Source organism: Sporichthya sp., assembly GCF_013815995.1.
Classification (GTDB): Bacteria; Actinomycetota; Actinomycetes; order Sporichthyales; family Sporichthyaceae; genus Sporichthya.
On the sequence record NZ_JACDFE010000156.1, the window covers coordinates 1 to 11,168 of the forward strand.

An 11,168-nucleotide genomic window follows, 5' to 3' on the forward strand; every position below is an offset into this window, starting at 1 on the left:
CCGCGGCATGCTCTTCTACCGCCTGCTCCAGCAGGCCGTCGCCACCGATCCACACCCGCTGAACGAACTGATCGTCAGATACCAGTCCCGATAAGGATCACTGCACTCAAGCAGATATGCAGAACGTGTATCCGTTCATCGAGGCGGAGAAGGCACGCAGCCACCCCCAGGGCCCGGGCGCGGGGAACGTCGCGCGGGCCTGTGAGCTGCTCAAGGTCTCCCGCTCCGCCTACTACGCCCACGCCGCCCAGCAGGCCGCCGGCGGGTCCGTCCGGGCCCGCGAGGACGCCGCGCTGACCGAGCGGATCACTGCGATCCACGACGAATCCAACGGTACCTACGGCGCCCCGCGGGTGCACCAGGAGCTGGCTGAGGACGGGCACCACCATGGCCGCAAACGGATCGCAAGGCTGATGCAGGTCGCGGGCTTGCAAGGGCGCACCCCCAAGCGGTGGCGCACCACCACCATCGCGGATCCGGACGCGCCCGCGCTGTCGGACCTGATCGGGCGCGACTTCGACCCGGACCCGTTCGGCCTCGATCAGCGCTGGTGCGGGGACATCACCTTCATCCCCACCTGGGAAGGGTGGCTGTTCCTGGCCACCGTGATCGACATCGCCTCGCGCAAGGTGGTGGGCTGGGCCACTGCCGATCACCTGCGCACCGACCTGGTCGAACAGGCTCTACGCAACGCGGTCACCATCCGCCGCCCGGCGGCCGGGGTGATCTTTCACTCCGACCGCGGCTGCCAGTACACCAGCGCCCAGTTTGCCGACGTGGCAAGGGAACTGGGCGTTCGGCTCTCGGTCGGGCGCACCGGTCAATGCTGGGACAACGCGCTGGCCGAATCGTTCTTCGCCACCATCAAGGGCGAGCTGCTCGACCGTCGTTCCTGGCCCACGCACGCCGCCGCCCGGGCGGCGATCTTCGACTACATCGAGGGGTGGTACAACACCAGACGCAGGCACTCCGCACTGAGCTACCTCAGCCCGAACGCCTACGAAAACTTCGCCGCCCTGCGGGCGGCCTGACCGATCCAACCAACCTGTCCGTCAAAGCGGGTCAACCCCAGACGGAGCCCCGACGGCATGGGGTCGGCTGGGCATCGTGTGGCATCAGGCCATCGTCGACGAGCCGCCGAGCCCCACAGCCGAGGTGGCGTCAGGTCACTTTGAACACGCGGTATTCCACGGTCCGGTTCGGGAGGAAGTGGCCCTCGCCGACGAACAGCGTGTGGGTCAGCCATTGATAGTCCGGGTGGCCGGTCTCGAAACGCGGGCTGGTCCGGAAGTAGTGATCGCCGTAGGACGTCATCTCGTCGCGGGCGAGCCAGGCTTGGACGGCCTCATTGATCTCTAGGAACCCGTGGTAGTACGCGTAGATGGCCGCACCGTCCGAGAGCGTGATCTGAGCGCGGACATCGAGCCGCGCCCAACCGTCGGCGCCGATGAGCATCCAGTCGGCACCGCCGCTTCGAACCTCGCCACCGAGCCCTAGGCCATCGACCTTCCCGTCGATCACCTCGAAGACGGTGCGATTGCCGTAGGGCCCGCCGATCGTCAGGGGTTCCTTGAGTCGACCGGTGTAGCTGAATGCATAGGCGAGTTCGGCTGGCACGACGAGGCTTCCTTCCCGCGGTCTTCACGGATGGACGGGCACGGTTACTGAACGGACAGGACCTGGGCACTGGGTGTGCTAGGCCGCATAGACCCCCACCACCGCGGCGCCGCCGAGCCCAACGTTGTGTTGGATGGCGGTGCTGGCGCCGGGCACCTGCCGGGTGCCGGCCGTCCCGCGCAACTGATGCACCAGCTCCACGCATTGGGCAACGCCGGTTGCCCCCAACGGGTGGCCCTTCGACAACAGTCCGCCGGAGGGATTGACGACGATCCGGCCCCCGTAGGTGTTCTGCCGATCCGAGACGAACTGCTCCGACTCGCCCTCGGGGCACAACCCGATTGCCTCGCCGAAGATCACCTCCGCCGGGGCGAAGCAGTCGTGCAGCTCCACGACCTGGGCGTCCTGCGGGCCTCTGCCCGCGAGCTCGTAGGCGGAGCGTGCGACCCGCGCGCTCATGGCGGCACCGACCAGGGCTGTCATTCTGCCGTCGAAGGATGCATCCGAGTCGGTGCCCAGTGCCATGCCGAGAACGGTGACCGGGCGGCTCAGTTGCCGGCGCGCCCCCCACGCGGCGGAGCAGACGAGGACGGCGGCGGCGCCGGTCGAGGGTGGGCAGGCCTGCAGGCGGGTGAGGTTCAGGAACAGGCGCGGGCTTTTGAGGACGTCCTCGACGGACAGTTCCTTGCGGAAGATCGCGTTCGGGTTGTCGATCGCGTGCCGGCTGGCCTTGACCCGGACCTCGGCGAACAGCTCGTCGGAGGCTCCGTAAGTTTCTTGGTACTCAGCCGCGGCGGCGCCGAACAGGCGCAGCGCGGGCGGCAGGTCGGCGGATTCGGGGTAGCGCTCGACCACGCGTTCGTTGAAGGGCTCCAACGGAGATGGCCGATCTCCGAATACCGTGTCGATGGCTCCGGGATTCATCTGTTCGAAGCCGACGACCAGGACGCACTCGACCGCTCCGGCCGCCACCGCCTGCCAGGCCAGGTAGAGCGCTGTGGCCCCGGAGGAGCAGTTGTTGTTGACGTTGACGATCGGCACCCCGGTGCGTCCCAGGGGATAGAGCGCTCGCTGTCCCGACGTGCTGTCGCCGTAGACGTAGCTGGCGTAGACCTGTTGGACGTCGTCGTAGACCATCCCGGCGTCACGCAGTGCGTGCTGCACCGCCTCTGCGGCAAGCTGGTCATAGGTCGCGTTCGATGAGCGGGGGCTACGGAAGGGGACCATCCCGATGCCGGCGATGACAGGTGTGTTCATGCGGATACCTCCGAATTGGCGGGGGTGGGCTCGAGCCGCTGTGCGGGTTCCGTCGACCGGACCGGGTTGTCCCGGTCCCACGTCGCGGCGGTGATTCCCCGCTCCCGGAGGACGGCTTTGCGGACTCGTTCGGTCGGGGTCTTGGGCAGGTCGGTGACGAGTTCGATGTAGCGGGGGCGAGCGAATCTCGGGAGGATCGAATCGGCGTAGGCGGCGAGGTCGGTCTCGGTCAGATCCGGCCCGTGGGGAACCACCGCCAGCATCACTTCGTCCTCCGTGCCGACCGGTGTGGAGGGAACCGGGAACGCGGCGACCTCCTTGACCTGAGGGTGTTTGGCCATGGCTTGCTCGACTTCGAAGGAGGAGATGTTCTCCCCGCGCCGTCGGATGCAATCCTTGTGGCGATCGACGAACGTCACGCATCCGTGCTCGTCCATGACGCCCAGGTCCCCGGTGTGGAACCAGAAGTTGCGGACCGCGGTCACCGTTTCGGCCGGCATCCCGAGATAGCCGCCGGAGAATCCGTACGGCACCTTGGATCGCACGCAGATCTCCCCGGGAACGCCGGGAGCGACCGGCTCGTCGCTGTCCGGGTCATGGATCTCAACCTCGAAGTAGCGGCTGTAGGCGAAGCCGGCCGTCCCGGGGCGCGATTCCCCGAGGCGTCCGTAGAGCGGGATGTTGGCCTCGGTCATCCCGTACGCCGACACCACCTCGGCGATCCCGAACCGAGTTCGCCAGGCGTCCTCGTGGTGCGCCGGGTTGGGGGCCGGGAGAACCACCCGGACCCGGTGCTCGCGATCGGTGGGCTGATCCGGTTGATCGATGATGAACTGCGACATCGCCCCGAGCAGGTTGGTGACCGTGCAGCCGTGGCGTCGCATGTCGGGCAACCACTCCGAGGCGCTGAAGCGGTTCCGCAGCACCGCGGAGCCGCCGGCGATCAGCGTGGCGTACAGCTGCATGAACAGCGCGTTCGCGTGGTACAGCGGCATCGCGATGTAGTAGCGATCCGACGACGTGACCGCGAGATTGTCCACGCTGCCCAGGCCCAGCAGGTAACAGTGGGCGTGCGGCATGACCACGCCTTTGGAGGGGCCGGTCGTTCCTGAGGTGAACATGACGCAGGCGGTGTCTCGCGCGCAGGTGTGCGCAGGCTGACCGGGGCTCGCCCCCGACCATTCGGAGAAGCGCCGAACTCTGAGCTGTGTCGGGTTCTTCGGCTCACCGACGACCAGCGCGGTCGGGGGTTGTCCGATCTCCCCCGCCACGGCCTCCAGGTTCGTGAGAAGGTCGGCGTCCACGACGGCGACCGAGGCACCGGACACGCGGAGCTGGTGCGCGAGGAAGTCTCCGGTCAGGGCCGGGTTCAACGGAACGAAGGTGGCGCCGACGTGCGCGGCCCCCAGCCAGACGCGTACGAAGTCCAACGAGTTCGGCAGGATCACGGCGAGGCCGTCGCCCCGGCCGATGCCGACGCTTCGCAGGAACGCTCCCACCCTCGCCGCCTGGTCCTGTGCGGCAGCGTAGGTCAGGACGTCGCCGTCGGTCGTGATGAGGAACGGATCCTCGCCGTGTGCCTCGGCCTGGGCGGCGAGAACCTCGGTCACCGTCCATCGGCCAGGGTCCCGTAAGTGACGGTACGTCATGCGGCGACGACCGGCCCGGACGCTTCGTGCGGCATGATCCCTCAGCTCTGGAAGATGGTCACCGGGCGCAACATGCCGGCCTGGGTCTGGGGTTCAAGGAGCGCGTGGTGGCCGAAGGTTGCGCACGGTGAGGTGAAACCGGTCCGACGGAACGCGCCCCCCAGCAGCAGCGAGGCCGCCGTCGCCATGTACAGCCCGGTCTGGCGGTAGGCGGAATGACCGAAGAGGGCAACCTGCGCGGCGTTCAAGGTGCTCCGCACGGTGGCTGAGTCGCAGTAGCGATTGATCCTGGGGTTCTCCCGCTGCGGAACGCCGGCCTGGATTCCGTGCGCCGTCTCCTCCAGGAAGGCGATCAGGGCCGCCTCGTCCTTGCCCTCGGCCCGCTCCAGAACCTGCTTACCGATGTCCACGACCGTGGAGACGAGGCCGCGGCTCATCCAGCCGGTGAGCGCCTTCACATTGCGGATCTGCGGATCGTCCAGGTACCACGCCGGGAGCGAGGTGCCGCCCCACGGCGCAGCGGGAATGACCTCGCTGTCCGCTGGGCTGGTCGCGTGGTACACGATCGTGGGATCCCAGGCGACGAGCTGGTTGTCCTGCAGCCGATAGGCGGGCGATCGGAGCAGATCGAAAATGGACTGGGTCGACGCCGCGGTCGGCGTGCCGTTGAGGTAGTTGAAGACGTCCAACGAGTCCGCGCCGGGAACCAGCTCGCGCGCCAGACTGACCGCGATGTCCGCGGTCGTGTACAACGCGGCGGTCGAGGGCGCGAGTACCCGACCGTTCTCGGCAAACGCCTCGTGGTAGGCATCCTTCGCCCGGAACAGCCACGGCTGTTCACCGGCGGTGTCGATGTAGTGGCAACCGGCCTCGATCGCGGCCTCCACCACCGGCGCCGCGAGTTTGAGGAACGGCCCGACCGTGTTGCACACCACCCGCGACCCGGTAAACACCTCGTTGAGGCGTTGCCGATCCACGTCGACCTCGACGACCTCGTAATCGGCCCCCTCGATTCCGGGGACGCCGGCCGCGGCGGCCTCGACGCGGCTTGCGCTGCGGCCCGCCGCGACGAACGGGATTCCGCACTCGGCCAGAGACTCCATGACGAGTTGCCCCGTGTATCCGCTGGCCCCCAGAACTACGACCGGCTTCTTCATTTCCGCACTCCTTCTTACGTGGGAGGCCGCCACCGTAGGTCGCCAACCTCCTTTGGAGTTAGCCTGGCCGGGGCTAGATTTAACTCTTCAATAGTCTCTTCGAGCCACGTGGGAGGGCCTCCATGCGCAGGAGTTCCGTCGCCGCCTTCGACGCCTTCGCGGACATCGCGCTGGAGATCCACGAGGGCCGGACCGGCCTTACCGAGGTCCTGGACCTCATCGCGAAGTCCGCGGCCAAATTGCTCGAGACCGACATCGCATGGCTGGTCCTCGTCGACCCCGCGGAACAACAACTTCGCGCTGTAGTCCTGGTGGGCTTCCGTTCCGAGCGCTTCCTGGACGTCTCCCTGCCGATCGAGGCCGGAGTGGTGGGGCTTGCGCTGGCGCAGCGCAAGCCGGTCGTCGTCGAGGACTACCGGGTGTACGAGCATCCGACCTCGGAGGCCGTGCGCTCGGTCATCGACGAGGAAGGGATCAGCTCGCTGATCTGCTGTCCGCTGTTCCGGAGCGATCAGTCGATAGGCGCGCTGTACGTGGGCCGGCGTCGCCCCTCGACGTTCAGCCACGATGACGTCCGACTCCTGGAGGCGCTCGCCGGGCAGACCTCGGTTGCCATCGAGAACCAGCGGCTCTACACCCGGCTGCGCGAACAGAATGACCTGCTGGCCCGGTCCGTGGAGATCCACGACCAGTTCACACAGGCCAGCCTGCGCGGGGTGGGCCTGGCCGGAATCGCCGGGATTCTGTCCCGGCTGCTCGAGCGTCCGGTCCGGATCGAACCCAGCGTCTTGGGCCTGCCGTCCGTCACGTTCCCCACCGATGCGGACCTCGGCGGACTGCGCCCAGGCACCCGGGAGGTAATCACCGCCAACGATCGGACGCTGGGGGCTCTCGAGGTGTTCCACGACGAACCGCTCAGCGCGCTGGACGTCACCGCGGTCGAACACTCGCGCACGATCTGCGGCCTCGAGTTGGTGAAGGTGGACTACGCGGGCGAGATAGAACGGCGCTACAGCAGCCGCCTACTCGATGACCTGCTCGACGCCGGCGCGCAGGACCGAACCCTGGTCGAAGCTCGGGCCAGGCAACTCCGACTCGATCTGACCGAGCGTTTCCGGATCATCGTCATACAGGCATCGGTGCCGCTCACGCATCCCCAATCGATCGACGACATGATTCGCGCCGTGCTCCACCAGGAGCTCGGATCCCGGCAGAGCCAGGTTCTGCTGACCAAGCGCTCGGGCCGGGCGGTCGCCGCGGTGCCAGAGTCCCTGCAGAACCACACGATCGCGCTGGTGGACAACCTGCGGGCCGAGCTGGTTGCCGGCGCAGTCCGCGGCTCCGTCGGTGTCGGCCCACTCGTGGCCGACATCCGCCGCGCCTATGCCGCCGCGGACGCCTGCGTCTCCCTGAGCGAGCGCTCGGCGAGCTCCGACGGCGGTGTCGAGATCGTCTCCTACGACGACCTCGGCCCGATGAACTTCCTGCTGGATGCGCCCAGCATCGAGTTCGCTCAGCACACTGTGGTGCGCCTGCTCGGTCCGCTCCAGGAGCACGACCGGCGCCGACGGATGCAACTGGTGCCCACCCTCCGCGAGTATCTCGCGACCAATGGGCACCACGGCCAGACCTGCGCCCGGCTGTACATCGGCGAGACGACGCTGAAGTACCGCCTGGCCAAGATCGCCGACCTCCTCGCAGTCGACCTACGTGATCCCGGAACCCGCTTCGAACTCCAACTCGCACTGGCCATGCTGCGCTTCGTTGACACGCGGGTGGCCGGCCAGGATTCGGCGCCGCCGAGTTCGTGACCTCGCCCGCACCCGGGCACGCCCGGGCGTTGCACGAGCTGCTGCTGGAGTGCCTCGACCGGTACCTGGAGCTCACCGAATCCACGCTGATCGCCCCTCTGCATGACCCACTCGTGCCCGGCCTCGAGGCATGCGCCCGGTTCTTCGAGGACCTCAGCGCGCTCAAGTCGACAGACCCTGGCCGCCACGGATGCCTCATGATCAACAGCGCCACTCAACTCGGGAGTGGCGATCCAGAGGTAGCTCACCGCTTCCACCGTTACCGCGTTGCCCTCAACACCGGATTCTGCGCAGCGCTCACACGGGCGCGAACAGCCGGCGCGTCCGCTCCAAAGGGTGCCGAGGACCTGCTCCTTGCCGTCGCGCTCGCCATCAATCTCGAAGCTCGCGCCAGCAATCCGAGCGGGGTCAGCAGGATGAGCCAGTCCGCTGGATCGATCGTCGCCACCTGGGGATGATCGCTGTGTCCCGGGCGTCGGGAAACGCGCCGGGGACGCGGGCCGTGATCGGGCTGAGCAGTCGGACATCGGGTGTCACCAGATTCCCTCGGTGGGTGAGGGTGGGTCGTGACCGTCAGTGCGCTCGTTGGAGTACCTCGTCGACTGTCCATTGGTCGGAGGCGTGGGTGCCGTAGTGGCAGTCGGCGACCGTGCCGTCCGGGGTGATGAGCAGGTCCGCCGGCAGGCCGAGAATGCCCGCGCGCATGTCCATGGCCAACGGTCCACGCCGGCCGACGAGGCCGCGCATTCCCGCGGACAGGGCGCGGGGGCTGAGTTCGGATCGGATGGAGGAACGCACGCCGAAGGCGTCGTAGAGCTCGCGCTGCGGGTCGGCGATGGTATCGAAGCGCTGCAAGTCCGGGAACGGGGTGAGCTTGTCCGCGGCCGAATGGAAGACCACGATCTCGTGCACCCCGGCGGCCGCCACCTCCTCGGCCCGATCGGCGAACGAGCGCAGGTGCAGGTTGCAGATCGGACAGCCGGCGAATCGCCGGAACTGCAGGTGCACCATTCGTTCGGGATCGGGCAGCGACACCGGCCGCCCGTCGATCGTGGCCCGCTGCACCGCATCGATCCGGTCACCCGGCTTGCGCGGCGGGGCTACCCGATTGCTACGAGCCATGTCGTCTCCATCCATCGTGCCGCGGCGAACCCGTCCGCGGCGTACTCAGCCCGGATCAGCCCCGCGAAGTACCACCTTCACCCGCTCGCCGACCTAGCCGTTCTGCAGATCCTTGCATTCCATGGTCACCGAATCGATACGTGCCGCGACCTCCCGCCGCGCTGCGTGCGGATCACCGGTTGTCGTCGGCGCGGTCGTGGGTCAGGGTGTGCTCCCCGAAGGTGATCACGAATGACTCTGGACGTCCGCGGACTCCTCGCTGGGTGGCACATTGCGGAAGGGTCCCTGCGCATCGTCGAGAATGGCATCGCCCCCGGATGAGGTGCGGGCGGAGGATGCTTGGATCAAGGGGACGGCGGGCGCGAACATGCGGGCCGTCAGAGCCCCGATCCCTGACCACACACCGAAGGGGAAGCCGTGTCCGACACCCTCGACCGCTACCGGCGGCTGGCCGATGACCTCACCGACCGCGTCGAGGCGGCGCCCGAGGACGCGTGGGCGAACTCCTCACCGTGCGCGGGTTGGACGGCGAGGGATGTGATGGCCCACGTGATCGGCAATGCCCGTGCGGTGCTGGACCGCCTTACCGGCGTTGAGCACGTGCCGGCGCCGGTGACCGATGTGGTGAAGGAGTGGTCCGCGGCCCGGGCCGACGTCGAGGCGGTGCTGGCCGACCCGGAGCGGGCCGGGGCTCCGGTGGACACTCCGTTCGGGCCGATGCCGGTCGAGAGTTTCATCGGCCGGTTCCAATGCATGGACATCCTCATCCACACCTGGGACGTGGCCCGGGCCACCGGCGGGGACGAGAACATCGACGCCACCGCGGCCGCCGAGGCGTTGGCCGGCCTACGCGCGATGGGCGACGTGCTGCGCGGCCCCGGCCTGTTCAAGCCGGAGACCACCGCACCGCCGGACGCCGACGTGATCACGCAGCTCATGTGCTTCTGCGGGCGCGAAGTCTGAGCGGAGCGCCGCCCGGACGCTGACCACCACCGAGACCTGCTCCAGTTTCACCCCAGCGGCGTGCAACGGTGGACCAGGGCGAGCCCGAGACCCAAGGCGACCTGAGCCGGCCTCACTCGCATGGGGACGCCCCCGGTCCGCCGGAGCCGACGCCGACCCGCGCCCGCCGTCGAGTACCGGCCCGCCCGGCCAGCCAGGCCAGCGCCGCGAGCACGACCACGGCGCCGAGGATGTCGCGGGCGTCGAGGCCGGCGATCGCGCGGCTCAGGTCGGCCTGCCAGGCGATCGCGGTGTCGATGATCGGGTCGTTGACACGGTCCCCGCGCAGCACCCGGATCTCGTACCAGCCGTAGTAGGCCGCGTACGCCCCGGCCAGAATCAGCAACCCACCGCCGACCCGCGTGACGTACGGCAGGGCGGAACGCAGGCGCCGCACGAGGGCCTCGCGGGAGAGCGCCACCGCCAGGGTCAGCGCCCCGACCACCGAGCCCATCCCGAGGGCGTAGGCCACGAAGACACCCACCACGCCAAGGACGCTGTTGTCCCGGAAGGCGGTGGTGGTCACGGCCAGGAACGGTCCGACCGTGCAGGAGAGCGAGGCCACGGCGAACGAAATGCCGTACGCACCCATCGCCCGAGCCGAGGCGGTCGGATCGCTGCGGGTCCCCAGTTTCGGCGTGGCCACGGTGAGTTCCCGGCCGGCCAGCAGCCACCCGCCCAGGCCCAACAGCCCGAACCCGATCACCACGGTGGCCCAGGGCAGAGCCCGCTCCACCGACAACGCGAACGGGGTGATGATCAGCGCGAAGGTCCCGAAGACGACGACGAATCCGGCCGTCATCGCCGCCGTGGCCATCCCCGCGCGGCGCAGTGGGGCCAGGGCGCGCGTGGTTCGCACGCCCTGGCCGCGGTGCACGCCGGCGGCGGCGGGCCTCTGGGTGTCCCCGCCGGAGACGAACAGGGTCAGGTAAGCCGGCAAGAGCGCGAACCCGCACGGGTTCACCGCGGCCAGCGTGCCCGCGGCGAACGCAAGGGTGAGCGCGGCCTCGTTCACCACTCGGCCCGCGGAACCACCCCAGGGTGCCCTGGCATCTGAGACATCATCAGATTAGCTGGCCAGCAGCCCGGCAATCCGCTTCTCCAGGTCACCGGGCGACATCGATCCGGGCACGACCTCGATCTGGCCGTCGGGGTGCACGAACGCGAACGAGGGCTGCCCGATCACCCCGAAGCCCTGCCAGATGCTGCCGTCGGAGTCCACGGCGTGGGCGAACCCGCCGACCCCGGTGTCGGACACGAAGCGTTGCATCGCCGACACCTGGCCGAGCCCGGCGATGCCGACGAAGTTCACCTGGTCTCCGAACTTCGCCGCCGCCGCGGCGACGTCGGGCGCCTCGGCGCGGCAGATCGTGCACCACGGCGTCCAGAACCACGCCACGGTCGGCTGGGCGGCGAGCGCGGCCCCGTCGATCGTGGATCCGTCCACCGCAGCCGCGGTGAAGCGCAGCGGCACGGGAACCGGCAGGCCCTGTGCGGCAACGGGATTCCGCGCCTGCGTCCCGGCCCCCGCGGCCTGCGCGCTCGTCCCCGCC

11 protein-coding genes are annotated in these 11,168 nt (G+C 68.7%); 4 read left to right on the forward strand and 7 right to left on the reverse strand.

The features are described from left to right. Window positions 1–116: 116 nt before the first annotated feature. Complete coding sequence (locus H0X00_RS16455) at window positions 117–1,031, forward strand: IS3 family transposase (protein ID WP_293772918.1); 915 nt, start codon at window positions 117–119, stop codon at window positions 1,029–1,031. Between the two features lie 130 nt (window positions 1,032–1,161). Here H0X00_RS16455 and H0X00_RS16460 read toward each other — a convergent pair whose 3' ends face one another. The 4 genes from H0X00_RS16460 to H0X00_RS16475 form a co-directional block, all read right to left on the reverse strand. Next, entirely contained in the window at window positions 1,162–1,617 is a 456-nt protein-coding gene (locus H0X00_RS16460; protein WP_293772921.1) for a DUF3237 domain-containing protein, read from the reverse strand. A 78-nt stretch (window positions 1,618–1,695) separates the two neighbouring features. Then, entirely contained in the window at window positions 1,696–2,874 is a 1,179-nt protein-coding gene (locus H0X00_RS16465; protein WP_293772924.1) for a lipid-transfer protein, read from the reverse strand. Beyond that, complete coding sequence (locus H0X00_RS16470; protein WP_293772926.1) at window positions 2,871–4,484, reverse strand: AMP-binding protein; 1,614 nt, start codon at window positions 4,482–4,484, stop codon at window positions 2,871–2,873. Before H0X00_RS16470 ends, H0X00_RS16465 begins: the two co-directional genes overlap by 4 nt. An 80-nt stretch (window positions 4,485–4,564) precedes the next feature. Next, window positions 4,565–5,680: a DUF5938 domain-containing protein gene (locus H0X00_RS16475; RefSeq protein WP_293772929.1), complete on the reverse strand. Its 1,116-nt coding sequence runs from the start codon at window positions 5,678–5,680 to the stop codon at window positions 4,565–4,567. A 122-nt stretch (window positions 5,681–5,802) separates the two neighbouring features. Between H0X00_RS16475 and H0X00_RS16480 the strand changes: the two genes are divergently transcribed. Both H0X00_RS16480 and H0X00_RS16485 read left to right on the forward strand, forming a co-directional pair. Further along, a complete protein-coding gene (locus H0X00_RS16480; RefSeq protein ID WP_293772931.1) occupies window positions 5,803–7,491 on the forward strand; it encodes a GAF domain-containing protein in 1,689 nt (562 codons plus the stop codon). 29 nt (window positions 7,492–7,520) lie between these two features. Then, a complete protein-coding gene (locus tag H0X00_RS16485; protein WP_293772933.1) occupies window positions 7,521–7,949 on the forward strand; it encodes a hypothetical protein in 429 nt (142 codons plus the stop codon). A gap of 115 nt (window positions 7,950–8,064) precedes the next feature. Here H0X00_RS16485 and H0X00_RS16490 read toward each other — a convergent pair whose 3' ends face one another. Further along, a complete protein-coding gene (locus tag H0X00_RS16490) occupies window positions 8,065–8,613 on the reverse strand; it encodes a peroxiredoxin-like family protein (protein ID WP_293772934.1) in 549 nt (182 codons plus the stop codon). A gap of 417 nt (window positions 8,614–9,030) precedes the next feature. Between H0X00_RS16490 and H0X00_RS16495 the strand changes: the two genes are divergently transcribed. Further along, window positions 9,031–9,576: a TIGR03086 family metal-binding protein gene (locus H0X00_RS16495; RefSeq protein WP_293772936.1), complete on the forward strand. Its 546-nt coding sequence runs from the start codon at window positions 9,031–9,033 to the stop codon at window positions 9,574–9,576. A 112-nt stretch (window positions 9,577–9,688) separates the two neighbouring features. Here the strand turns inward: H0X00_RS16495 and H0X00_RS16500 are convergent, their stop codons facing one another. Then, window positions 9,689–10,630: a cytochrome c biogenesis protein CcdA gene (locus tag H0X00_RS16500; RefSeq protein ID WP_293772938.1), complete on the reverse strand. Its 942-nt coding sequence runs from the start codon at window positions 10,628–10,630 to the stop codon at window positions 9,689–9,691. Window positions 10,631–10,684: 54 nt separating this feature from the next. Continuing rightward, window positions 10,685–11,168: redoxin domain-containing protein (locus tag H0X00_RS16505; protein WP_293772939.1), on the reverse strand; the 484-nt coding region annotated here is incomplete at its 5' end.

Excerpts from the sequence above, each read along its gene's own strand:
- H0X00_RS16465 (WP_293772924.1), bottom strand. The coding sequence starts at position 2,874 with ATGAACACACCTGTCATCGCCGGCATCGGGATGGTCCCCTTCCGTAGC.
- H0X00_RS16490 (WP_293772934.1), bottom strand. The coding sequence starts at position 8,613 with ATGGCTCGTAGCAATCGGGTAGCCCCGCCGCGCAAGCCGGGTGACCGG.
- H0X00_RS16475 (WP_293772929.1), bottom strand. The coding sequence starts at position 5,680 with ATGAAGAAGCCGGTCGTAGTTCTGGGGGCCAGCGGATACACGGGGCAA.
- H0X00_RS16480 (WP_293772931.1), top strand. The coding sequence starts at position 5,803 with ATGCGCAGGAGTTCCGTCGCCGCCTTCGACGCCTTCGCGGACATCGCG.
- H0X00_RS16455 (WP_293772918.1), top strand. The coding sequence starts at position 117 with ATGCAGAACGTGTATCCGTTCATCGAGGCGGAGAAGGCACGCAGCCAC.